Source organism: Erythrobacter sp. S158 (assembly GCF_057364915.1).
The window spans coordinates 1707395-1729387 of record NZ_CP200279.1 but is presented as its reverse complement, the minus strand read 5'-3'; the positions used below and the strand labels follow the sequence as shown (position 1 = coordinate 1729387).

Sequence of the window (21993 nt, the reverse complement as noted above, 5' to 3'; positions counted from 1 at the left end):
CGAAGCAGGAAAGGGCAGGGCATGAGCGAGACCGAGAGCCATGATGGCGGGGGCCAGAACGGCGGGGGAGCGTCGCAGCCGATCACCGACTACGACATCCACAAGGTCTTGAAGGCCCTGCCTCACCGCTACCCGCTTCTGCTGGTTGACCGGGTGAAGGAGCTCCACCTCAACGAGCGCATTCACGCGGTGAAGGCGGTGACCATGAACGAGGAGTTCTTCCAGGGTCACTTCCCCGGCGCGCCGATCATGCCCGGCGTACTGCAGATCGAGGCGCTGGCTCAGGCCGCCGCGATCCTCGGCATCGAAACGCTCGAACTCGCCGGGACCGGCAAGCTCGTCATCTTCATGGGCATCGAGAGCGCCAAGTTCCGCAAACCCGTGACGCCCGGCTGCCTGCTGGATCTCGAGGTCGAGTTCCTCCAGCAACGCCGCACGATCTACAAGTTCAAGGGTCGTGCTAGCGTCGAGGGCAAGGTCACCTGCGAGACCGAGTTTACGGCGATGATCGCCGATCCGCCGGAAGGCTGATTTTGCAGCCTCATCCTCGCTAAACGCGCGGCGTAGCCGCACCCGCTGCGGGCGGGCGGTCGCCCTTGCGGCGTCTGTGGCGCCGATGGGCGCATTCTTGGGCCATCCTGCCTGCCTCTTGGACCTCGCATCGGGGTGGTTTAGAAAAATGGCTTCTCCTGGCAAAGGTCTGATTTTATAGCGGTTTTCTAAAAATTCGCTGTAGGACGTGTGACTTTCCAAGATCAGGCTCGCCAATGGGTCTGCGTTCGCCGCGAAAAGGCGCGGCGCAAGCAGGTCTAGCTCGCATGATCCAAGTAGGAAAACGCTGGCTCACAAAGCTTGCTTTCGCAGCCGAACCACACTAAGTGGCGCGCTTTCCCGCAAACAGCTCACCCGGTCGGAACCGGGCACCCGCTAGCAAGGACAGTTACGATGAAAGCCGAAGGGCATCCCGAATATCACATGATCACGGTCAAGATGACCGATGGCACCGAGTTTCAGACGCGCTCCACCTGGGGCAGCGAAGGCGACACCCTGTCGCTCGACATCGACCCGACCAGCCACCCGGCATGGACCGGCGGCAAGCAGCAGCTTCAGGAAGGTGGCCGTGTGGCTGCGTTCAACAAGCGCTTCGGCGGGCTGTCGCTTAAGAAGTGACGCGAGACTGACGCGAAACTTGGGATGACAAGATAGAAAAGGGTGGCCTTCGCGGGTCGCCCTTTTTCTCTTCACTTAGGGCATTTCGAAGGTTCCGTTGCATTCAGCCTTTCGGAACTCGATACGGGGCTCACCCGCGAAACCGGGAATTGAGAAGCAGGGAGTTTGGCCACACCGATTCAAATCTATGCGTGTCGTGAATCCTGCTCCCGTGTCATCGGGTGCGACCCAGCCGACAAAATCGCCAGAATTCTGGTCGAAATTGGCAGCCTTCTTCGCTGAGAGCACGAGCGTGCCTAGAGTGCCCTCATTTGATGATCGAACAAATCGATATTTCTCTCGCATACTCCCAGACTCAGTCCTGAGAAGATCGCGCCCTAGAAACACCGGTGCGGTTTGTTCCGAAAAATAGCATCCTACGATTTCGCTCGGAACGTCGTCACCCCGGGCGCAAGCAGAAAGGGTGAAAGCAAGAGCAATGGCTAACCTTCTCACCATCCCCACTCCCGCTCGCGATACCACTTGGTGATGACGTATTTCACGCCCTTTCGTACCTTCATTCCGTGGTGGAGCGTAGCCGGGTTCACGCTGCCATCGGGCCGCGCATTGTTCCAGCAAACGAGCTTGCCGGTTTCGGGCTGAAACGACTTCTTGATCACCTTGAAGCGCGTCGCGCCGCCCGCTTCGACTTCGTTCAGGTAGATCATGAAGGTCCAGGTGCGCTGGCCGCTTTCTGCGCAGAACTTCTCGAAATCCGCGCCGCCGGGGGTGAAATAGTCGGTGTGTGCCTTGAATTCCTGCCCCACGTCATAGCGCTGCCCCTGAACCGGCTCGCCGTGCTTGGGGTCGATACCGTTGAGCGAAAAGAACTTCGCTTCCAGCTCTTTGACCGCAGTTTCGTTCGCGTCGAGGTCGCAGGTTTCGCTGGTGCGGAAGTAGTCATCACCATTGGCATCGGCGATCGTGCTGGGGCGCCTTCCCAAGTCTATCAGCCTGATCAGCTCTGCGCACAGTTCTGGGCTGATGAAGCCTTTGACCTGAAATTGCTCGATTTTGGGATGCGGCACGCGCTGCGCGTTGTCGAAGCGTGAGAGCCTTTGGGAAACAGAATCGGTCATCGCATCCATGGGTTTTGACCTTAAAAGCCGCGCTGTGTCAGGCAAGCTTCTAACGGGGCGCGAAATAATCTTGCGCTCATGGCTTTCAAACACAGTTTTCGCTTCCCTTGGCCGATGGATTGTGCAACAGGCTCGCGCCCATCCACAGCGGCCTTGACGCGCCAAGCGCCGTCATTAATTGCGGCGCTCTTGCGCGGCACTTGGCAAATGGTCTTGAGAAAGATCGACGCTGGGGAAGGGCATGTGGCGATCGTAGCTCAGTTGGTTAGAGCGCCGGTTTGTGGTACCGGAGGTCGGGGGTTCGAGACCCCTCGATCGCCCCATCTTCTCCCACGCTTTCAGGCTATGAGCCTTCCGCTGCGCCTTTATTGGGGGCTTTGCTCATGACCGCTTTCTGGACCGAACCCGACTTTGACGACCACGAGATGGTGCATGTCGTGCGCGATCGCGCATCGGGACTGATGGCGATTATCGCGGTCCATTCCTCGCACCTCGGTCCGGGCGCTGGCGGAACGCGCTTCTGGCACTATCCTGACCCAAAGGATGGCCTTCGCGATGCGCTGCGCCTGTCGCGCGGGATGAGCTACAAGAACGCGATGGCAGGCCTCGCGCTGGGCGGCGGCAAGGCCGTAATCCTCGCCGACGAAGCGCGCACCAAAACGCCCGAACTGCTCGCCGCATTCGGTGACGCGGTCGAAGGGCTGGGCGGTCGCTATGTCACGGCGGAAGACGTGGGCATTTCCGAGGCAGACATGGTCGCCGTGTCGAAGCGCACTCAGCATGTCAGCGGCCTTCCAGTAACGGGCGAGGGCAGCGCAGGCGGCGATCCGGGCCCGTTCACCGCCTTTGGCATTTATCTCGGCATCAAGGCCGCGGTCGCGCACAAACTAGGCACCGACAGCATGGACGGCGTGCACGTTGCTGTGCAGGGCACCGGCAGCGTCGGTGGCGGCGTAGCGCGCCTGCTGGCCAAGGATGGCGCTCGTTTGACGCTTGCTGACATTCATGCGGACGGCGTCAAGGCGCTGGCTGACGAACTGGGCGCAGGAGTGGTCGCTCCCGATGCGATCATGACGACGCCATGCGATGTGTTCAGCCCCAATGCTCTGGGCGCGATCCTCGATGATGAAAGCATCGACAAGCTCGATACCAAGATCGTTGCAGGCGGCGCGAACAACCAGCTTGCCCGCGCACGCCACGGTCAGGCCGTTTTCGAGCGCGGCATCCTCTACGCGCCCGATTATGTCATCAATGCTGGCGGCATTATCTCTGTCGGCACCGAATACGCCGCACGGCGCGACGGACGCCAAGCAAGCCGCGATGAAGTGAATGCGCTCATCGAAAAGATCCCGTCGCGCCTCGCTCAGGTCTGGCAAAAGAGCGATGCGGACAATACATCGCCTGACGTGGTTGCCGACCGCATGGCGCAGGAACTGATCGGGCGCGCCTGATCAACGGGGTGCAACCTTGTGTTGCAGTCTTTGCGCTCTTGCCCGGTGAGCCATTGGCTCTAATAGTACGCGCAAGGGAATAATCGGTGCATATCTACGCCAATCCAAAGCGCTTTTTGTCGCTCGCCAAATGGCTTACCCCGCTTCTGTTCTGGAGCGGACTTGTGCTGTCGCTTGGCGCGGTGACTTGGGGTCTGTTTATGGTCCCGCCCGATCGCCTGATGGGCGAGAGCGTGCGCATCCTGTTCATCCACGTGCCCGCCGCTTGGCTAGGCATGGGAGGCTGGGCTGGCCTTGCGATTTCGAGCGGCGCACTGCTGATCTGGAAACATCCGCTGGCAGGCATCGCCGCTCGGGCGATTGCAGTGCCGGGCATGGTGTTCTGCATAATCTGCCTTGCAACCGGCTCTATCTGGGGACGTCCCACATGGGGCACTTGGTGGGAGTGGGACGGGCGACTGACCAGCATGCTGGTGCTGCTGTTCCTCTACGGCGGTTACATCGCCTTGGCACAGGCTGCATCGCGCGAGGGTGGCTCTTACAAAATCCCTGCGATTTTCGGCCTCGTCGGCGCGATCAACGTTCCGATCATCAACCGATCCGTGGTATGGTGGAACTCGCTTCACCAACCGCCTTCGATCACCGTGGGCAAAAGCGCGATCGACCCGACCTTCCTGTTTCCGCTGCTGGTTGCGGTGCTGGGCTTCTCGCTGCTGTTCGGAGGCGTGGTGCTGATGCGCATGCGCGCTCTTATCGCAGAGCAACAGGTCGAAGCGCGCTTGCGCCGCCGTGCATTGGATGACGATGCGCCTGCCGCCGTTTCGCCCGCAGCGGAGCCGGCAGAATGAGAGAAGCACTCGACCACTGGCCCTTCGTCATTGGGGCATACGCAGTTGGCGCAGTAGCGCTGGGAATGCTGATCGCATGGAGCTACACCACCATGCGCCGTGCAGAAAAACGCCGTGAGGACATGAGGCGCAAATGAAAGCCAAACATCAACGCATGACCCTTGTCGTGCTAGCGCTCGTGGCGATCATCGGCGCTGGCCTGATCGCGACATGGGCGCTGCGCAGCCAGGCGAACTATTTCTACCTGCCCGAACAGATGGCCGCCGAGCCGCCCGCAGTGGGCCAGGCCGTGCGCCTCGGCGGGATGGTGCAGGAAGGCTCGATCGAGACGCAGGCTGACGGCATCACGGTCAACTTCGTCGTGACCGGCAATGGCGACAGCACGATCCCCGTGACCTATTCGGGCATTCTGCCTGACCTTTTCGTCGAAAACTCCGGCGTGGTGGCAGAAGGCAGCCTTCAGGCAGACGGCACCTTCCTAGCGACCAATCTTCTGGCAAAGCACGATGAGAATTACGTCCCGCGCGAGCTTGAAGGGCTCGAAGGGCACCAGGCGGAAGATTACGCCGAAACCGTCGCGCAAAGCACGCGGGGCATCGAGTAAGCGCTCATGATCGCAGAACTCGGACTTGTCGCTCTGTGGCTTTCGGCCGCGCTTGCCGTCTTGCAGATGGCATCAGGTGCGTTTGGCCTCGCTGGCGGCGACAATGCCCGGTTTGCAATCTATGCGCGCCCGGCTGCGGTGGTGCAGGCTTTCCTCGCGACGCTCGCGTTCTTCCTTCTGCTCTGGGCCTTTGCGATCACCGACCTGTCGATCAAGCTGGTCGCAACCAACTCGCATTCGGCCAAGCCGTTCATTTACAAGCTGACCGGCACTTGGGGAAACCACGAAGGCTCGATGCTCTTGTGGGTCGCGGTGCTTGCGCTGTCAGGCGGCTTGCTTGCCGGGCTTGAGCGGCGCTTGCCCGAAAAGACGATGAGCGCGACGCTCGGCGTGCAGGGCTTTGTCGCGCTCGGCTTCTACGCCTTCTTGCTTCTGTCCTCGAACCCGTTCGAGCGGCTTCCGGTCCCCGCGCTTGAGGGGTCGGGTCTCAACCCGCTGCTTCAGGATATCGGCCTCGCGATCCATCCGCCCACGCTTTACGTCGGCTATGTCGGCCTTTCGGTTGCCTTCAGCCTTTGCATGGGCGCGCTGATCACCAAGCAGGTGACGCCCGATTTCGCCAAGGTCATGCGGCCTTGGGTGCTGGGCGCCTGGGTGTTCCTCACCTTCGGCATCACGGCCGGTTCCTACTGGGCATATTACGAGCTTGGCTGGGGCGGCTGGTGGTTCTGGGACCCGGTCGAGAACGCCTCGCTCATGCCGTGGCTCGCTGCGACAGCGCTGCTTCACTCGGTGAGCGTGCTCGCCGCACGCGACGCGCTTCGCACTTGGACGATCATGCTTGGCGTGCTCGCCTTCTCGATGTCGATGCTCGGCACATTCCTCGTGCGCTCGGGCGTGCTCACCAGCGTTCACGCCTTTGCGGTCGATCCGGAGCGCGGGACTTTCATTCTCATCTTGCTTGGCCTCTATATTGGCGGCGCTCTTGGCGTATTTGCTCTGCGCGCTGGCAGCATCGCGGAAGGCAAGCGCTTCTCCGCTACAAGCCGCGAGGGCGCGCTTGTGTTCAACAACGTGATGCTCTCGGCGATCCTAGCGATCGTGCTTCTGGGCACGCTTTACCCGCTGCTGACCGAGGCGTTTGACGTGCGCGTCAGCGTAGGCCCGCCATATTTCAACCCGGCAGGTGCGATCTTCGCGATCCCGATGTTCTTGGTAATGGCGGTTGGGCCGTTGCTGCGCTGGAAGGACGACAAACCGGCGCGCATCCAGTTTGAACTCGCAATGCTCGCTGCCGTGGTCATTGCGGTGTGCGCGCTCGTCGCGATCCTTGGCGATTACAGCATTCTCTCCGTTCTCGGTCTTGCGCTAGCCATCGGGCTTGGCATCGCCGCTTTCCTGCCGCTGCGCGGACGCAATCTGCGCCGTGTGCCCACCGCAACCTGGGGCATGGTGATGGCGCATTTCGGCGTCGCGGTAGCGCTGTTCGGTATGGCGTGTGAAACAGCGTTCACCAGCGAGAAGCTTGCGGCCGTTGCGCCCGGCGGCTCTGAAGAAGTTGCAGGCTGGACCATCGAACTGGAAAGCGTCGACCCTGTCGCAGGCCCCAACTGGACCGCTGTCGAGGCGCGCATCTTCGCATCGCGCGATGGCGGAGAGCGGATCGAACTTAACCCGCAGGCGCGCAATTTCTGGTCGCCTCCACAAGCCACCAGCGAAAGCGCGCTCGTCACCCGCTGGGATGGACAGCTTTACGCCGTAATCGGCGATCAGGCAGGCGTGGACGCCAATGGCAACACGCGCTGGCAGCTGCGCGTATGGTGGAAGCCGTTTGTGACCTTCATCTGGTATGGCGGTCTGCTGATCGCCTTCGGAGGTGTGTTGTCGATTGTCGGCCGCATCCGCGTCGACCTCAAGCGCCGCAATGCCAAGGCGCTCGGCGATGCGCGGCGTGAAGATATGGACGCGCTCAAGACCGGCGGCGCCGTTCCGGAGCCTGCCGAATGAACCGTGCGCTGTATCTGATCCCGCTCGGCCTGTTCCTGTTCTTCGCAGGGCTGGCGGGCTACATGCTGACCCAGCCCAAAGCAGACCAGATCCCCTCGCAGATGATTGAGCAGCCGCTGCCAGAATTCACGCTCGAGCCTGCGCTCGGCGGGATGCCGGGCGTCAGCCGCTCAGATTTCGTCGGTGGCGAGCCGCGCCTTCTCAACATTTGGGCGAGCTGGTGCCTCCCATGCATTGCCGAAGCGCCGCACCTTGAACGCCTGCGCGAAGAGGGCGTCGAGATCATCGGCGTCGCCGTGCGCGATCGGCCCGAAGCCGTCGCGAACTTCCTTGGCCGCTATGGCAATCCCTATACCCGCATCGGCGCAGACGAGATCAGCGAACTCATGATCCAGATCGGCGCATCGGGCGTGCCGGAAACCTACGTCATCGATGCAGAGGGCAACATTCGCTACCAGCATATCGGCGATGTGCGCGAAGAAACGGTGCCGCTGCTTCTCGAAAAACTGGAGGAAGCGCGGTCATGACGGACTTCCTGCGCCTCCTATGCGCCGCCCTGGCCTTGATCGCGGCCCCGCTTGCAGCGCAGCAGTCGATGCCCGCAGCGCCCTATGCTTACACACAGCTTGAAGACCCGGTGCTCGAAGCCGAGGCGACCGAGCTGATGGAAACGCTGCGCTGTCTCAAGTGCCAGTCGCAAAGCATCAATGACAGCGATGCGCCGATGGCAGGCGACATGCGCCACCAGGTCCGCTCGCGGCTGTTGGCGGGAGAGAGTCCGGACGAGATCCGCAGCTTTTTGACCCAGCGATATGGTGATTATGTCAGCTATCAGCCGCAGGTCAGTTCGACCACCTGGCCGCTATTTGCGATCCCGCTGGTTCTGTTGGCGCTTGTCGGGCTTATCCTGCTGCGGCGGCTCGGCAAGAAGCGCTCTGACGGTGAGCCGACCCAATGATCGGCGCATGGTTGGGCATTCTCGCGCTGGCGCTGGTCAGCTTTGCAATCGCTGCCTTCACGCTGCGCCTGCCGAAAGAAGGCTATGCGGTGTTCGGCGCGACGCTGCTGTTCGGCCTCGCCGCATATGGGATGCAAGGCTCTCCCGGACAGCCGGGTAGTCCCAAACAGCCTGAAACGACCGAGCAGCGCTCGGGCGAGGAAATGGTCGAAGCGCGCCGCCAGCTTTTCGACTCGATGGCGCCCAAGCCCGATTATCTGATGCTGTCGGATGGCTTTGCCCGTCGCGGCAAGTTTGCGGAGGCCGCGCAGCTGCTCAGGCGCGGGTTGAACGACAATCCAGAGCATTTTGAGGGCTGGCTGGCGCTTGGTATGGCGCTGACGGGCCATGCCGACGGGATTGTGACACCGGCGGCCTTCTATGCCTATGGAAAGGCGCGCGCGATCGACCCGGCCAGTCCGGGCGCGGATTACTTCCTCGCGGTGTCTTTCCTGAGGTCGGGCGAGATCATCGCCGCGCGAGACACCTTTGCGCGCCTTCTTGAGAACACGCCCGAGGATGCACCATGGCGCGCGGATACCGAGGCGCAGGTCGCCCGGCTCGACCAGATGATCGCCAACGCCCCGATGCTCCAATAAGGGTCACGGGGCAGGGCGCGATGTTGCAGGTGCGAACCCGCGGTGCTAAGGGCCGCGACCTTGGCCGAGACGCGGCGTAAACAGCCATCTCGCGCGCAGCAGGATAGCCGCCACTTATGAGCGATAACGCAGCCTCCACTACGACAAGCAATGGTCACGGGCATAAAGGCTCGAAGGCTGCGCTTGCGGTGGGCGCGATCGGTATCGTCTTCGGCGATATCGGCACCAGCCCGCTTTACGCATTTCGTGAGACTTTCGCTGGCACTGCCAGCGTCGCAATTGACCGGATGCATGTGCTTGGCGTCGTCAGCCTGATTTTCTGGTCGATGCTGCTCGTCGTGGCGATCCAGTACGTGACGATCCTCATGCGCGCCGATAACAAGGGGCAGGGCGGTTCGCTCGCTCTCGTCGCGCTGTTGTCGCGCCATATGGGCAAGTCGAAATATGGCTGGCTCGTGGTGCTGCTGGGCGTTTTTGCGACATCGCTTTTCTACGGCGATTCCATGATTACGCCCGCGATTTCCGTGCTCTCGGCGGTCGAGGGCCTGACTGTGGTCGATGCTGGTCTGCAGCAATATGTGATTCCCATTGCGCTGGGCCTGCTCGTATTCCTGTTTATGCTTCAAGCGCGCGGGACGGCGAAGGTGGGCGCCCTGTTTGCGCCTGTGATGATCGTGTGGTTTCTCGTGCTCGCTCTGCTGGGCGGGTGGCAGATCATTAACAATCCCGACATCCTGTGGGCGCTCAACCCGTATTACGCGGTGATGTTCTTTGTCACCGACGGCTTCGTCGCCTTCCTCGCGCTCGGCGCGGTGGTCTTGGCAGTGACGGGCTCCGAAGCTCTCTATTCGGACATGGGGCATTTCGGGCGAGGGCCAATGCGGCTTTCGTGGTTTGGCTTTGTCATGCCGTGCCTGCTGCTCAACTATTTCGGGCAGGGCGCGATGATCGCTGGCCTCCCGGCAGAGGAAGCGGCTGTCGTCGTACAGAACCCGTTCTTCCTGCTCGCATCCGAAGAATGGCGCCTGCCGCTGGTCTTCCTTGCGACCGTTGCCACCTTCATCGCCAGCCAAGCTGTGATTTCAGGCGCGTTCTCGATCACGCATCAGGCGGTTCAGATGGGCTTCATGCCGCGCCTCTCGATCCTCCATACGTCCGAGACCGAGGGTGGGCAGATCTACATCCCGGTCGTCAACTGGGCGCTGATGGTGGCGGTCATCATCCTCGTGCTGACCTTCCAGAACTCGTCCAACCTTGCGAGCGCATACGGTATCGCGGTCACGGGCGCTGTCACGATCGACACGCTTCTGATGGGCCTTCTCTTCGTCAGCGTGTGGAAATGGAAGTGGTGGTACGCCGCACCGGTCGTGTTCCTGTTCCTGATCGTGGACGGAGCGTATTTCGCAGCCAACCTCACCAAGGTGCCCGATGGCGGCTGGTTCCCGCTCATGGTCGGCTTCATCGCATTCACGCTGCTGACCACCTGGTCGCGCGGGCGCAAGCTCATGCGTGAGCGGATGAGCGAGGTCGCGCTGCCGATGGAGATCTTTGCCAAGTCTGCCAAGAACTCGGCCCTGCGCGTTCCCGGCACCGCGATCTTCATGGCATCGAGTACGGCAGGCGTCCCCTCGGCGCTGCTCCACAATATCAAGCACAACAAGGTGCTCCACGAACGCGTCGTCATCCTGACCGTCGACATTCAGGACGTGCCCTACATCGACCCTTCCGAGCGCTGCGAATACACCGACATGGGTGACGGCTTCTATCGTGCGGTGCTGCGATACGGCTTCATGGAGGAGACCGACGTGCCTCAGGGCCTCAAGGGCATGGGCATCTATTGCGGCGGCGACTTCGACATGATGCAGACCAGCTTCTTCCTGTCGCGCCAAACATTGCTTGCCTCGGACAAGCCAGGAATGCCGATCTGGCGCGAGAAGATATTTGCGTGGATGCTGAGAAACTCGGCCAGCGCGATGGACTTCTTCAAGCTGCCGACGAACCGTGTGGTTGAGCTGGGCAGCCAGGTGGAGATTTAGGCAGGTGCGCTAGTTTGCCGTGCGCCCGCGCTGATCGACGAATTCGGTCATCTGCCGGTGGGCTTCGTCGATCATCGCATATTTGGCGTCAACGCGGCTGACGAATTCATCGAAGGACCGTTGCAGGCGTTCCCGGAAGCAGTCTGTGTCCGGATGGGGCTCGCGCGATCCGAGTTTTTCGAACCGGTCCTCGAAGTCCCGTAGGCGATCGCGCACAGCCTTGCGTTCGGCAAAGCGCCAGTCATCGATCACCTTCTGAACGAGCTTGCCGATATCGCCGATGTGCATGCTCGATTGGTCCATTAGGTCTCTCCTTGCTGTATTGCGATTATAACACAGTTCGCCGGGCGCGGCAGTATTCCGGCCCGTTCATTTTGCGCTCTGCAGGTGAATCAACACGGCGAGCGAGGAGGGGTAGCTGGACCCGTCACTCGCTCGCCGTGTTATCGCTATAATACGCTGGTGGCGTCAGGTGTCAAATCGACCCCAGCTCCTCAAGCAGTCGGCGGTTCGTCCTTGATCGCCTCTTCCTCGCCTTCGAGACTGAGCCCATGCTTCATCAGCATCGGCAACTGGGTGAAGGTGAAAAGGAAGCTCAGCGGCATGAACACCCAGAACTTGGCCCAAAGCCAGCCTTCGAAGCTCATCTGTGCGCGCAGCACTTCGTTTAGCACCGCGAGCACCAGAAAAAACACGCCCCAGTTGCGCGACAGTTTGAGCCAGCCTTCGTCCGACAGCCCCTCAAACGCGGCTTCGAGCAGGATCTTGAGGAGCGCGCGGCCCATGAAAAACCCTGCGAGCAGCGCAACTCCGAACACAGCGTAGATGATCGTGGGCTTCAGCTGCACGAACACCGGATCGCCGAAGAAGATCGTGAGCGCGCCGAAGCCGACGATCAGCGCGGTCGAGAACCACAGCATCGGCGAGACCTTGCCCAGCCTCCACTTGGAGATAATGAGCGCCGAAATGGCCGCGACCATGAAGGCGCCTGTGCCGTACATGATGGCGAGAAGCTCACCCGCCGGGTTAGGGTCGGCGGGCGCGTTCCAGCGATAGACGCCGAGGAACACCAGCAGCGGCCCATAATCGACCGCGACATTGAGCCAGCTTGATCCGGCTTTCTTGGCTTCTTCGCTCGCCATTACGCCACTCCTGCAATTACGCGCGCGACCAGATCGGGGTCGAAGGGCCGCAGGTCTTCCATCTTTTCGCCCACACCGATTGCATGGATCGGAAGGCCATATTGCTCGGCCGCAGCGACCAGAACGCCGCCGCGCGCGGTGCCGTCCAGTTTGGTCATTATAAGGCCAGTGACGCCCGCGACTTCCTGAAACACGTCGATTTGCGAAAGCGCGTTCTGGCCATTGGTCGCATCGAGCACGAGCACCACATCGTGCGGAGCTTCCTCGTTGAGGCGGCCAAGGACGCGGCGGATTTTCGCCAGCTCTTCCATCAGCTCTTTCTTGTTCTGGAGGCGGCCGGCGGTGTCCACCACCAACGCATCGATTCCGGTGTCAGTCGCCTGCTTCACCGCGTCGAATACGATCGAAGCAGGATCGCCGCCCTCGGGCCCGCGCACGAGGTCTACACCGGCGCGCTCTGCCCATGTGGCAAGCTGGCCAATCGCGGCAGCGCGGAAGGTGTCGCCCGCCGCCAGCAGCACGCCGTAATCGTCCTCGGTAAACAGGTGCGCGAGCTTGGCGATGGTGGTGGTCTTGCCCGATCCGTTCACCCCGATGACAAGGATCACTTGAGGGCGCGGAAAGGCGGTGATTTCGAGCGGTTTTGCCACAGGGCGAAGGATTTCGGCGATCTCTTCGGCGACCGCTTCCTTGAGCTCGCGCTGCGTGATCTCCAGCCCGAAGCTCTTTTCCTTCAGCTTCGCGCGGATGCGCGCCGCCGCTGCCGGGCCGAGGTCAGAGATGATCAGCGCGTCTTCGACATCGTCGAGCGTCGCCTCGTCGAGACGGGTCGCGACCCCGGTGAGGTTCGCGCCAAGACGTTCGGAGGTTTTGCGAAACCCGCCGAGCAGCCGGTCGCTCCAGCTGGTACTCATCTAAGCAGGCCTCCTTCAATGGCGTGCGGTGTGATTGATACGATGCGTCCGGCGGGAGTGCCCTCGGGCAGGTCCACCCGCGCATAGGAGGGCGCATAGCCCGTGCCGTCGCGTTCGGCGAGGACTTGCAGGTTTTCGCCCACAAGCGTGCCGAGCCATGCGCTGCGCCTCAGTGCGACCCGTTCGCGCAATTCGGCAGCGCGCGCCTTGACCACGCGGCGCTCGACCTGCGGCATGCGCGCGGCGGGCGTGCCGAGGCGGGGCGAATAGGGGAAGATGTGGCCGTGCACGATGCCCAGTTCGTCGATGATCGAGAGGTTGGCCGCGTGATGCTCGTCGGTCTCGGTGGGAAAGCCAGCGATCAGGTCCGCGCCGATGGCGATATCCGGGCGGCGCTGCTTCAGGCGCTCAACCAGCGTGACCGCATCCTTGCGCGAATGGCGGCGCTTCATCCTCTTGAGGATCAGATCGTGCCCATGCTGAAGCGAGAGGTGCAGGTGCGGCATCAGCCGCTCCTCGCTGGCAAAGAGTTCGAACAGCGCCTCGTCAATCTCGATCCCGTCGAGCGACGACATGCGAAGGCGCGATAGATCGGGCAATTGCTTAAGCACCGCGCCCACCAGCGCGCCGAGCGGCGGGGTGCCGGGCAGATCGTGGCCCCAACTGGTCACATCGACGCCGGTCAGAACCACTTCCTTCGCGCCAAGCTCCAGATGATGCTCGACCTCGCGCAGAACCTCGGCAATCGTCATCGAACGGCTTTTTCCGCGGCCTTGCGGGATGACACAGAATGTGCAGGCGTGGTCGCAGCCATTCTGGACCGCGATAAATGCGCGCGTGCGAGTGGGCGGGGGAGGTGCCTCGGGTAAAGGCACGTTCCAGCTGCGCGGGTCGAGCTTTGATGCGTTGGCGATGAGCCCGTCGACCTCAGGCATGGCCGCAAGCTGGTCGCGCTCGATATCGGCCGCGCATCCGGTGACGATCAATCGCGCATCGGGCCGTGCCGCGCGCGCTTTACGGATCGCCTGCCTCGTTTGGCGAACGGCCTCGCTGGTCACGGCGCAGGAATTGACGACGACAACGTCGCCAGCGTCGGCGAGCATGCCTTTCATCCGCTCGCTCTCGGCAATGTTGAGGCGGCATCCCAGGCTGATAACTTCCGGAGCACTCACGCGAAATCATTCCATTCGAAGCTGCCGCGAAAGCTCTCGGTCGCAGGGCCGGTCATGACGATGCTTTCGCCGCGCTCCCACGCGATTTCGAGGTCACCGCCGGGGAGGGAGACGGTCACCGGGCTCTTCATGTGCAGCCGCGAGATTGCTGCCACTGCCGTTGCACATGCACCGGTGCCGCAGGCGCGCGTGAGACCGGCACCGCGCTCCCAAACGCGCAGTTTCAGGTGGCTATCGCCCACCCGGCTCGCGACATTCACATTGATGCGTTCAGGAAAAAGGGCGTCGGTCTCGATTTGTGGGCCAAGCTCGGCAAGATCGACCGCATCGGCGTCCTGCACGAAGAAAATCACGTGCGGATTGCCAACATTGACCGCGATCCCCGCCTCAAGCTCGCCCCAGCCAACCGGCATGTTGGCGGTGTCCATCGCATAGGCGAGTGGGATCGCGTCCCATTCGAAGCGCGGCTCGCCCATATCGACGCTCGCGCCGCCTTGAGCAGGTTCGAGCCTGATCGCTCCGCCTGCTGTTTCGACGGTTGCCGGCGAGCCATGCAGCATCGCGACAGCGCGGCTCGCATTGCCGCAGGCTTCGACCTCGCCGCCGTCAGAATTGTAAATTCGCATGCGGAAATCGTGATCGTCGCTCGGCTCGAGCACGATCAGCTGATCGCAACCGACCCCGGTGTTGCGGTCGGCAAGCGCGCTGGCCGTGGCGTTCGAAATGGCAGGCAAGGACCTGCTGCGCGCATCAAGCACGACGAAATCATTGCCGAGGCCGTGCATCTTGGTGAAGTCTACGCGCATAGCCCCGCGCATTTATGCATCGCGCGGCCCGGCGTAAAGGTCAGTGAAGGCAAAGGAAGCGCAACCGCGCGCCAACTATTCGTTGACGATGCGTTTGCCAGACGGCTGCGGCAACTCGTGGTGCTCTTCTTCCTCGACGATTTCCCGCGCGATGGGAAGTTCTGGCGCTTGATCGCGGGCAAGGCGGCCAGCGCTTTTCAGGCGCCGTGCGACTTCTTCGGCACTTTCGGGCTGGCCATAGTAATAGCCCTGACCCTTCAGCTTGCCCATTTTCTTGAGAGCGTCGAGGATCTCTTCGTCCTCAATGCCCTCTGCTGTAATGGGCAGTTCGAGACCCCGGCCCAGCGAAACAATCGCATCGACGATCCTTGATTTCGTCGAAGGATTGCGCAGTTCACCAACAAAACTGCGGTCGATCTTTAGCCGGTCAAAGGGCAGCGTGCGCAGCTGTTCGAGACTGGAATAGCCAGTCCCGAAATCATCAAGGCTAACGCGCACACCTTGGTTGCGAAGGCTCGTGATGATCGAGCGGACCATGCCAATGTTTTCGTGCAGGCAGCTTTCAGTGATTTCGATCTCGAGACGATGCGGCGGAAAATTGTGCTCGGTCAGCGCCTTGAGGATCTTTTGCGCGAACCACGGGTCGCGCAGTTGCACCGGCGAGATGTTGATCGAAAGCGTGAGTTCTTCGTGCCATTCACGCGCATCGACGAAAGCCTGCGACATCAATTGGTCAGACAGGTCGGTAATGACCCCGATATCCTCGGCGACAGGAATGAAAATCTCCGGGCTGACCTTGCCCATCATCGGCGAATGCCAGCGGGCAAGCATTTCGAAACCGACGAGCTCGCCGCTCTCAATATCCACTTGCTGCTCGTAGTATGGCACGAATTCCGAATTAAGCAGGCCGCGGCGAATTCCCGATTCCAGTTCGTGGCGGAAACGCAGCTCGTCTTCCATGCTCGGTTCGAACCAGAAGTAGCGGTTTTTGCCTTCCTTTTTGGACTGGTACATCGCCATGTCAGCACGCTGCATCAGGGCATCGGAAGTCGCGACGTCCGGATCAGGGCAATTGTCATCGTAATCCGACGTCACGCCGATCGATATTGTGGCATCGATACTGATACCGTTGTGTTCGAACGGGACAGCCATGCTTTCGAAAAGGCGCACCACCAGATCGTCAACGCGCTCGCGGCCCACGGGGTTGTATGGCGTGACAAAGGCGAATTCATCCCCGCCAAGGCGAGCAAGGCGGGCTTCCTTTGGCAATTGATTGCGAATGCGCGATGCCATCTGGACAAGCACAGCATCGCCGACCGAGTGGCCATACATGTCGTTGATCTGCTTGAAGTTATCGAGGTCGATCATGACGTACGCAATCGCAACGCCGCGTGTTTTGGCGTACTCCTGCAATTCGCTGGTTGCGCCGGCCATGCTGCGGCGGTTCAGGCATCCGGTGAGCGGGTCGATTTCGGCCAACTGCCGTGCGCGTTCTTCGGCGCGGCGACGTTCCTCGATCTCGCTCTGAAGATCGCGATAGCGACGCCAGCAGAAGATAATCAGAACGATGTTGAGAAGCAGGGCGCTAACCAGAAGATTGTCTGGCGAGTTTCCGTTGCCCAGAAGGGAATTGATCGCGGCGGGCATCACTGACGACCCAGTCGCCACGAACAGGATGATCGCGGCAAAGGCGAGCCCGAGAGCCAGCAGATCGCGCTCAGCTTTACCTATTCCATTTTCCGGCTTCGAGTGTGCCAATGTCGTATTCTTCCCCTGCCGAAGACGGCGCGCCCCTAGTGATTTACCAATGCGTGTAATTGCTCAGACATGTTGAAATTTCCGTTAACCCTTGGGGAAGGCTGACTTCGAGGGGTGGAAGACCGGGCGTCGGCGCACTAGGTCGGAGCGGCGCAACCACGCTATGCAGATCTGCAAACAAGGAGAGCAAGTACATGCCCAATTACTGGCTGATGAAGTCCGAACCCTTCAAATACAGCTGGGACGACCTCGTTGCCGAGGAAGAGGGCACATGGGATGGCGTGCGCAACCATTCGGCAAAGCTGAATCTAAGAGCAATGGAAGTGGGCGACGAAGCGTTTTTCTACCATTCGCGCGAGGGGCTTGAGATTGTTGGCGTTGTCGAAGTGACGGTCGCCGGGATCGGGGATCCGACCGATGAAACCGGCAAGTGGGCTGCGGTGAAGATCAAGCCGAAACGTAAGTTCGGCAATCCGGTGACGCTCAAGCAGATCAAGGCCGAACCCAAGCTTGCTGACTGCGAACTGGTTCGCCTTTCGCGTCTCTCAGTTGCCAAGATCAAACCGGACGAGTGGAAGCTCATCTGCAAGATGTCCGAAGGCTAGGGGGATCTGTTCGACTGGATTGGAACGATAACTCTTGCGCTCCGTAAGTTGAGGGAAACACCCCCTAGTCACGGAGACAGACATGAACAGGTTCGAAGGCAAACGCGTACTCATCACCGGCGGAACAAGCGGCATGGGGCTGGCAGGCGCGAAGATGATCGTTGCCGAAGGAGGCGAAGTCGCCGTGACTGGCACGAGTCAGGATCACTTGGACGAAGCGGGCGAGGCGCTGCCTTCAGGCTCGTTGGTGCTTCGCAATGACGCTTCCGACCCCGAAGCGGCAAAGGAGCTTGGAGCCAAGGTCAAGGAGCAGATGGGCGGCATTGACGGGCTGTGGCTCAATGCAGGCTTCGGCAAATTCGGCCCGAACAAGCAGGTCGACAAGGATATGTTCCGCGGAATGACCGACGTGAACGTGATGGGCCCGTTCCTTCAGATGGCCGAACTGATCCCGGCAATCAACGAAGGCGGTTCGGTTGTCGTGACCGCTTCGGTTTCGCCTTATCTCGGCCAGCCGATGGGCGCGGTCTACGCCTCGACCAAAGGCGCGATCCGAGCCGCATCGCGCAGCTGGGCATCGGACCTTGCCGATCGCAACATCCGCGTCAATTCGATCGCACCGGGCCCGATTGAAACCAACTTTTTCGACGGCATGGGCCTTGATGAAGAGCAGGTCGAAGAGATGAGCGAGCAGATCAAGAATCAGGTCCCGCTCGGCCGCTTTGGCAATTCGGAAGAGGCTGCGCAGGTCGCGCTGTTCCTGCTGTCCGATCAGGCGTCCTACGTTACCGGTTCGGAATACATGGTCGATGGCGGAATGACGCTCAGATAAGCCTTTTCGCCGCAAAATTTGGAACGAAACGCCCCCGTTCGCTGTCAGGTGATCGGGGGCGATTTTGTTGCAACATCAAGGAGCTAGACCATGGGTGAACTTACCGACAAGATCAAAGGCAACTTCAAGGAAGCCAAGGGTGAGCTGAAGCAGCAGTCCAATGACCCGGAAACCCGTGCCGAAGGCAAGGCCGAGGAAATGGAAGGCAAGGCCGATCAAGCCAAAGGCGAAGTGAAGGGCGCTCTTGGCGACGATATCTAAGCCGCCAGTCCAAGAACAATCGAAGGCCGCTCCCGGCGAATGGGGGCGGCCTTTCTGTTCCTATGTCAGGCCTTGGCTCTGAGCCCGCTGACCGTCGCGCCGCTGGCTGCGAGTTGCTCGACGTCGATCTTCATGTGGATGAGGCGAAGGCCAATTCGCTCCTTGGCTTCGGCCAGCGCGGCGGTGAATTCCTGTGTCGTTGTGGCGGTAGCGCTCCACGCGCCAAAGGATGCGCCGAGCATCGCGAAATCGGGGTTCGACAGTTCGGTGCCCGAAACCCGCGCTGGATATTCGCGCTCCTGATGCATGCGGATCGTGCCGTATGCGCCGTTGTCGACCACCAGTACGATCAGGTTTGCGTTGTATTGCGCTGCGGTCGCCAGCTCCTGTCCGTTCATCAGGAAATCGCCATCGCCTGCAACTGCGACGACGGTGCGATCCGGATAACGCAAGGCGGCTGCGACCGATGCAGGCACTCCGTAACCCATCGCGCCCGCAGTGGGGGCAAGCTGGCTCGGATAGCCGGCATAGCGCCAATAGCGGTGCCACCACCCGGCAAAGTTGCCCGCTCCATTGCACACAATCGTATCGGCAGGCAGCGTCTTGCGCATTGCGGTCACGCAGGCGCCCATGCCGAGTGTGGGCGGGGTGTCGGACGGTTTGTGCGTCGCCCAAGCCTCCCATTCTGCATGCGCCTCCTTGCCCGCATCGAAGGGGATGATCGAATGGTCCTCCCACAGCGCGGCAGCTTCCGCGAATTCGTCAACTGAGCAGGCGAGCCCCAACTCGGTCAAATAAACCCGGCCAAGCTCGTTCGGATCGGGATGGACGTGTACGAGTAGCTGGTCAGGATGATCGGTCGCCGGGAAGCTGTAGCCGTCGGTCGTTGCTTCACCCAACCGCGCTCCCACTGCGAGGACGAAATCGGCCTCCTTCACGCGCTTCACGAGCGCAGGGTTTGGGCCATATCCGAGGTTGCCAGCGTAGACTGGCGAGTCTGGCGAGATCGCGTCCTGCCTGCGAAAAGCCGTCGCAACCGGCAAGCCGACGCTTTCGGCAAAGGCCTGGAAGTGTTCCCGCGCCTTGGTGTTCCAGCCTGCGCCGCCGATGATCGCTATGGGACTGGCCGCATCGGCGAGCAGTGCGAACATCGCCTGCATAGCGTCGGGACACACGGCCTGAGCCGGGCGGACGTTTGCTGGACGCGGCTTGATGTCGGCGCTGACGGGATCGCACAGCATGTCTTCCGGGAGCGCGAGCACCACGGGGCCCGGCCTCCCGCTCACCGCAACGGAATAAGCGCGCGCTACGTATTCGGGCACTCGGGCGGGGTCATCGATACGCGCAGCCCATTTGGCGATCGGGCCAAAGAACGCTTCGAAATTGACTTCCTGAAAGCCTTCACGATCGCGCATCGGGCGCGCCACATCGCCGACAAAAAGGATCATCGGCTGGGAGTCCTGATGAGCAACGTGAACGCCGATCGATGCGTTGGTCGCGCCGGGGCCGCGAGTGACAAAAGCGACACCTGGACGAAGGCAGTCGCCCGCAGCACTCATCGCGCCATCGGCGCACGCCATGAAGGCTGCTCCGCCCTCTTGCCTACATACAACGGTGTCGATATCCGAACGCTCGTGAAGCGCGTCGAGTACCGCGAGAAAGCTCTCACCCGGCACGGTGAAAATCCGGTCAGTGCCTTGTTCTTTCAGGCAATCGACCAGCAGTTCGGCGGCGGTCTGAGTCGCTTGGCTCACATGTGCTCTCCTCTTGTCCGCGCGCTTAGCCGGGGCACGGCAAACTGGCAAACACGCGCTTCTTGGCGTTCCACCGATTAACCACGAAATCGGCTAACTGTCTCCATTTTGGGCAGGGGAAATCGCGGCCTCGTAAACTCTTAAGAAAGTGTTAACGCTTGGCCCTATGAAACAAAGCAAAGTCGCAATCGATACGATCCTCAACGCACCGGCTGGCCCCGAAATTGAGCGCAGGCGCCTGCTTGGGCGAAAGCGTCGTTCGCTCGTCCTGACCCAGGAAGGCGCTGGCCACCCGTTTCGTCAAAGCCTGCCTCCGCATGTCACTGCTGATCTGATCGAAGAACCGGCTGAGAGCCTGTGGCGCTTTACCGCTGACGATATGCGCGGTTTCGCGAGCGTCTATTTCGCCGCGTTTGCAGCGATGCTCGTCTTCATCATGTGAGACTTATTCGGCTGGAGCAGCGTCTGCGAGGCTCTTGGCCGCCGCTGCATCCTTCTCGGCGCGGAACAAGAGCATGCCCAGCCATGCGGAAATGACCGTCATCGCGCCTGCGAAGAGCAATTGCTCAACCACCGGGATGCCGAGGCCAGTTAGCCCGATCGCGATCAACGAACCCACCACCATGGCGAGCGAATTGACGATGTTGTTCGCGGCAATGGTTCGGCTTGCCGCGTCATGCGCACACCGGGTGGTGAGAAACGCGTAAAGCGGCACAACGAAGAAACCCCCCGCAGTCGCGATACCGAGCAGCATGAGTGAAAGAGGGATGGCAAGCGGCTCAAGGATCCAAAGCTGAATTGGCAGCAACTCGCCAGAGGCATTTGGCGTCCAAGCCTTCGAGACGAGGTAAAAGCCGATCACGAAGATGCCCATGATGATCACGGAAGCGGGCGAGTAACGCGCCGATACGTCGCCTTTCAAAAGCGCGTTGATGCCGATCGAACCGATAGCGATGCCGATCGAGAAGATGACTAGGAACAGGCTCGCCACTTCCTTGGAGGCAAGCAGTTGATTCTTGGCAAGCGGCGGGAACTGGATGAACAGCACGGCGCCAATCGTCCAGAAGAAACTGATCGCGATGATCGCGAGGAAAATCTCGCGATTATGCGCGGTGTCTCGCACCAGCTTGTAGCTCATCATCGCTTGGTCGGCGATTGCGACAAAGGGATAGCCAAGCCAGCGCATGAGCTTGCTGCCCACCTTTTCGCGGTACGGCTCGAGCAGCGGGTAATGCATCTCGTAATCGCTCTGCGGCGGCGCATCGGGCACGTAGCGGCTCACCCAGTAGCCGATGAAAGCGGTTATCACGATCAGGACCATTGCGATCTCGACCGCGATGAATCCGGCCAGAATCGTACCGGTCAGGATGGCGATATACGTCCCCGCCTCGATCAACCCGGTTCCGGAGAGAACCTCTTCCTTCTTGAGGTGCTGCGGAAGGATTGCGTATTTGATGGGCCCGAGGAAAGTCGATTGCGTGGCGGCAAGGAATACGACGAAGAGCAGGAGCGGGATGGCAACCGTGTGCACCATGATCCCCTGCCACGCCATGAAAAGGCCAATCGCGCCGAGTGATGCCCACCCGATCTCGCATATCTTGACGATGCGGATGATCCGCGCCTTGTCGCGCGTGTCGGCAAGTTGTCCGGCAAGCGCCGAAAAGACCACGAATGGGACGATGAAAATGACCGATGCTAGGCCGCTGAACAGCGCTTCTTGCTGCTCGTCATTGTAGACCGTGTAGACCACGAACAGGACGAGTGCGGTCTTGTACAGATTATCGTTGAAGGCATTGAAGAACTGCGTGACCATAAGCGGCAGAAAGCGCTTACGGCGCATGAGGTGCGTCGATGTGGTCATGCGTTAAAGCAGTGGTAGCCCGTTCTCTCTTCTGTTCCCCACATAGCGACGATGCGGG

At 60.9% G+C, this 21993-nt stretch carries 24 protein-coding genes and 1 tRNA gene; 16 read left to right on the top strand and 9 right to left on the bottom strand.

Features of this window, described 5'->3' with window-relative positions:
• The first annotated feature begins 21 nt into the window (after positions 1–21).
• Both fabZ and rpmE read left to right on the top strand, forming a co-directional pair.
• On the top strand, positions 22–531 hold the full coding sequence (gene fabZ / locus AC0V6T_RS08545) for a 3-hydroxyacyl-ACP dehydratase FabZ (RefSeq protein ID WP_007163700.1): 510 nt from the start codon (positions 22–24) through the stop codon (positions 529–531).
• A gap of 414 nt (positions 532–945) precedes the next feature.
• Positions 946–1170, top strand: coding sequence for a 50S ribosomal protein L31 (rpmE, locus tag AC0V6T_RS08540; RefSeq protein WP_007163702.1), 225 nt, complete (start codon positions 946–948; stop codon positions 1168–1170).
• 491 nt (positions 1171–1661) lie between these two features.
• On the opposite strand, the gene AC0V6T_RS08535 is transcribed toward rpmE, so the two are convergent.
• Positions 1662–2297, bottom strand: coding sequence for a prolyl hydroxylase family protein (locus AC0V6T_RS08535; protein ID WP_486126029.1), 636 nt, complete (start codon positions 2295–2297; stop codon positions 1662–1664).
• Between the two features lie 237 nt (positions 2298–2534).
• On the opposite strand from AC0V6T_RS08535, the gene AC0V6T_RS08530 reads away from it, so the two are divergent.
• The 10 genes from AC0V6T_RS08530 to AC0V6T_RS08485 all read left to right on the top strand — a co-directional run bounded on the left by AC0V6T_RS08530 (position 2535) and on the right by AC0V6T_RS08485 (position 10830).
• A tRNA-His gene (locus tag AC0V6T_RS08530) sits at positions 2535–2611 on the top strand.
• 60 nt (positions 2612–2671) lie between these two features.
• Positions 2672–3739: a Leu/Phe/Val dehydrogenase gene (locus AC0V6T_RS08525; RefSeq protein ID WP_486126027.1), complete on the top strand. Its 1068-nt coding sequence runs from the start codon at positions 2672–2674 to the stop codon at positions 3737–3739.
• An 86-nt stretch (positions 3740–3825) separates the two neighbouring features.
• Positions 3826–4587, top strand: coding sequence for a heme ABC transporter permease CcmC (ccmC, locus tag AC0V6T_RS08520; RefSeq protein WP_486126025.1), 762 nt, complete (start codon positions 3826–3828; stop codon positions 4585–4587).
• Positions 4584–4724 carry a heme exporter protein CcmD gene (ccmD, locus tag AC0V6T_RS08515; protein WP_007163707.1) on the top strand — a complete coding sequence of 47 codons (141 nt, stop codon included), beginning with the start codon at positions 4584–4586 and terminating at the stop codon, positions 4722–4724. The genes ccmC and ccmD overlap by 4 nt, the downstream gene beginning before the upstream one ends.
• Positions 4721–5191: a cytochrome c maturation protein CcmE gene (gene ccmE, locus AC0V6T_RS08510; RefSeq protein ID WP_007163708.1), complete on the top strand. Its 471-nt coding sequence runs from the start codon at positions 4721–4723 to the stop codon at positions 5189–5191. Before ccmD ends, ccmE begins: the two co-directional genes overlap by 4 nt.
• Before the next feature lie 6 nt (positions 5192–5197).
• Complete coding sequence (locus AC0V6T_RS08505; protein WP_486126022.1) at positions 5198–7198, top strand: heme lyase CcmF/NrfE family subunit; 2001 nt, start codon at positions 5198–5200, stop codon at positions 7196–7198.
• Positions 7195–7725 carry a DsbE family thiol:disulfide interchange protein gene (locus tag AC0V6T_RS08500; protein WP_486126020.1) on the top strand — a complete coding sequence of 177 codons (531 nt, stop codon included), beginning with the start codon at positions 7195–7197 and terminating at the stop codon, positions 7723–7725. The genes AC0V6T_RS08505 and AC0V6T_RS08500 overlap by 4 nt, the downstream gene beginning before the upstream one ends.
• A complete protein-coding gene (locus AC0V6T_RS08495) occupies positions 7722–8156 on the top strand; it encodes a cytochrome c-type biogenesis protein (RefSeq protein ID WP_486126018.1) in 435 nt (144 codons plus the stop codon). Before AC0V6T_RS08500 ends, AC0V6T_RS08495 begins: the two co-directional genes overlap by 4 nt.
• On the top strand, positions 8153–8794 hold the full coding sequence (locus AC0V6T_RS08490; protein WP_486126017.1) for a tetratricopeptide repeat protein: 642 nt from the start codon (positions 8153–8155) through the stop codon (positions 8792–8794). Before AC0V6T_RS08495 ends, AC0V6T_RS08490 begins: the two co-directional genes overlap by 4 nt.
• Before the next feature lie 116 nt (positions 8795–8910).
• Positions 8911–10830: a potassium transporter Kup gene (locus AC0V6T_RS08485; RefSeq protein WP_486126015.1), complete on the top strand. Its 1920-nt coding sequence runs from the start codon at positions 8911–8913 to the stop codon at positions 10828–10830.
• A 9-nt stretch (positions 10831–10839) separates the two neighbouring features.
• Here the strand turns inward: AC0V6T_RS08485 and AC0V6T_RS08480 are convergent, their stop codons facing one another.
• The 6 genes from AC0V6T_RS08480 to AC0V6T_RS08455 form a co-directional block, all read right to left on the bottom strand.
• A complete protein-coding gene (locus tag AC0V6T_RS08480; RefSeq protein ID WP_486126013.1) occupies positions 10840–11133 on the bottom strand; it encodes a hypothetical protein in 294 nt (97 codons plus the stop codon).
• Positions 11134–11324: 191 nt separating this feature from the next.
• The gene (locus tag AC0V6T_RS08475; RefSeq protein WP_486126011.1) at positions 11325–11972 is read right to left on the bottom strand and encodes an inner membrane-spanning protein YciB; all 648 of its coding nucleotides are present in this window, start codon (positions 11970–11972) and stop codon (positions 11325–11327) included.
• Entirely contained in the window at positions 11972–12886 is a 915-nt protein-coding gene (gene ftsY, locus AC0V6T_RS08470) for a signal recognition particle-docking protein FtsY (RefSeq protein ID WP_007163715.1), read from the bottom strand. The genes AC0V6T_RS08475 and ftsY overlap by 1 nt, the downstream gene beginning before the upstream one ends.
• Positions 12883–14058, bottom strand: coding sequence for a MiaB/RimO family radical SAM methylthiotransferase (locus AC0V6T_RS08465; RefSeq protein ID WP_486126009.1), 1176 nt, complete (start codon positions 14056–14058; stop codon positions 12883–12885). The genes ftsY and AC0V6T_RS08465 overlap by 4 nt, the downstream gene beginning before the upstream one ends.
• Positions 14055–14864, bottom strand: coding sequence for a diaminopimelate epimerase (gene dapF, locus AC0V6T_RS08460; RefSeq protein ID WP_486126007.1), 810 nt, complete (start codon positions 14862–14864; stop codon positions 14055–14057). The genes AC0V6T_RS08465 and dapF overlap by 4 nt, the downstream gene beginning before the upstream one ends.
• 75 nt (positions 14865–14939) lie before the next feature.
• Positions 14940–16622 (bottom strand): putative bifunctional diguanylate cyclase/phosphodiesterase, encoded by a 1683-nt coding sequence (locus AC0V6T_RS08455; protein ID WP_486126005.1) that lies wholly within the window; start codon positions 16620–16622, stop codon positions 14940–14942.
• A gap of 194 nt (positions 16623–16816) precedes the next feature.
• Between AC0V6T_RS08455 and AC0V6T_RS08450 the strand changes: the two genes are divergently transcribed.
• The 3 genes from AC0V6T_RS08450 (at position 16817) to AC0V6T_RS08440 (ending at position 18320) form a co-directional block, all read left to right on the top strand.
• Positions 16817–17227, top strand: coding sequence for an EVE domain-containing protein (locus AC0V6T_RS08450; protein ID WP_486126003.1), 411 nt, complete (start codon positions 16817–16819; stop codon positions 17225–17227).
• 82 nt (positions 17228–17309) lie between these two features.
• Positions 17310–18059 (top strand): SDR family oxidoreductase, encoded by a 750-nt coding sequence (locus AC0V6T_RS08445; protein ID WP_007163720.1) that lies wholly within the window; start codon positions 17310–17312, stop codon positions 18057–18059.
• A gap of 90 nt (positions 18060–18149) precedes the next feature.
• Positions 18150–18320, top strand: a complete 171-nt coding sequence (locus AC0V6T_RS08440; RefSeq protein WP_007163721.1) for a CsbD family protein — start codon at positions 18150–18152, stop codon at positions 18318–18320.
• 65 nt (positions 18321–18385) lie between these two features.
• Here the strand turns inward: AC0V6T_RS08440 and AC0V6T_RS08435 are convergent, their stop codons facing one another.
• The gene (locus tag AC0V6T_RS08435; protein WP_486126000.1) at positions 18386–20074 is read right to left on the bottom strand and encodes a thiamine pyrophosphate-binding protein; all 1689 of its coding nucleotides are present in this window, start codon (positions 20072–20074) and stop codon (positions 18386–18388) included.
• 166 nt (positions 20075–20240) lie between these two features.
• On the opposite strand from AC0V6T_RS08435, the gene AC0V6T_RS08430 reads away from it, so the two are divergent.
• A complete protein-coding gene (locus AC0V6T_RS08430; RefSeq protein WP_007163723.1) occupies positions 20241–20516 on the top strand; it encodes a hypothetical protein in 276 nt (91 codons plus the stop codon).
• Between the two features lie 3 nt (positions 20517–20519).
• On the opposite strand, the gene AC0V6T_RS08425 is transcribed toward AC0V6T_RS08430, so the two are convergent.
• Complete coding sequence (locus AC0V6T_RS08425; protein ID WP_007163724.1) at positions 20520–21935, bottom strand: MFS transporter; 1416 nt, start codon at positions 21933–21935, stop codon at positions 20520–20522.
• Between the last annotated feature and the right edge of the window lie 58 nt (positions 21936–21993).

Coding starts and splice junctions, on each gene's coding strand:
- AC0V6T_RS08445 (WP_007163720.1), top strand. CDS start 17,310: ATGAACAGGTTCGAAGGCAAACGCGTACTCATCACCGGCGGAACAAGC.
- AC0V6T_RS08535 (WP_486126029.1), bottom strand. CDS start 2,297: ATGGATGCGATGACCGATTCTGTTTCCCAAAGGCTCTCACGCTTCGAC.
- AC0V6T_RS08480 (WP_486126013.1), bottom strand. CDS start 11,133: ATGGACCAATCGAGCATGCACATCGGCGATATCGGCAAGCTCGTTCAG.
- AC0V6T_RS08525 (WP_486126027.1), top strand. CDS start 2,672: ATGACCGCTTTCTGGACCGAACCCGACTTTGACGACCACGAGATGGTG.
- AC0V6T_RS08485 (WP_486126015.1), top strand. CDS start 8,911: ATGAGCGATAACGCAGCCTCCACTACGACAAGCAATGGTCACGGGCAT.
- rpmE (WP_007163702.1), top strand. CDS start 946: ATGAAAGCCGAAGGGCATCCCGAATATCACATGATCACGGTCAAGATG.
- AC0V6T_RS08450 (WP_486126003.1), top strand. CDS start 16,817: ATGCCCAATTACTGGCTGATGAAGTCCGAACCCTTCAAATACAGCTGG.
- ccmD (WP_007163707.1), top strand. CDS start 4,584: ATGAGAGAAGCACTCGACCACTGGCCCTTCGTCATTGGGGCATACGCA.
- AC0V6T_RS08490 (WP_486126017.1), top strand. CDS start 8,153: ATGATCGGCGCATGGTTGGGCATTCTCGCGCTGGCGCTGGTCAGCTTT.
- fabZ (WP_007163700.1), top strand. CDS start 22: ATGAGCGAGACCGAGAGCCATGATGGCGGGGGCCAGAACGGCGGGGGA.
- ccmE (WP_007163708.1), top strand. CDS start 4,721: ATGAAAGCCAAACATCAACGCATGACCCTTGTCGTGCTAGCGCTCGTG.
- AC0V6T_RS08425 (WP_007163724.1), bottom strand. CDS start 21,935: ATGACCACATCGACGCACCTCATGCGCCGTAAGCGCTTTCTGCCGCTT.
- AC0V6T_RS08500 (WP_486126020.1), top strand. CDS start 7,195: ATGAACCGTGCGCTGTATCTGATCCCGCTCGGCCTGTTCCTGTTCTTC.
- AC0V6T_RS08475 (WP_486126011.1), bottom strand. CDS start 11,972: ATGGCGAGCGAAGAAGCCAAGAAAGCCGGATCAAGCTGGCTCAATGTC.
- ftsY (WP_007163715.1), bottom strand. CDS start 12,886: ATGAGTACCAGCTGGAGCGACCGGCTGCTCGGCGGGTTTCGCAAAACC.
- AC0V6T_RS08495 (WP_486126018.1), top strand. CDS start 7,722: ATGACGGACTTCCTGCGCCTCCTATGCGCCGCCCTGGCCTTGATCGCG.
- dapF (WP_486126007.1), bottom strand. CDS start 14,864: ATGCGCGTAGACTTCACCAAGATGCACGGCCTCGGCAATGATTTCGTC.
- AC0V6T_RS08430 (WP_007163723.1), top strand. CDS start 20,241: ATGAAACAAAGCAAAGTCGCAATCGATACGATCCTCAACGCACCGGCT.
- AC0V6T_RS08505 (WP_486126022.1), top strand. CDS start 5,198: ATGATCGCAGAACTCGGACTTGTCGCTCTGTGGCTTTCGGCCGCGCTT.
- AC0V6T_RS08440 (WP_007163721.1), top strand. CDS start 18,150: ATGGGTGAACTTACCGACAAGATCAAAGGCAACTTCAAGGAAGCCAAG.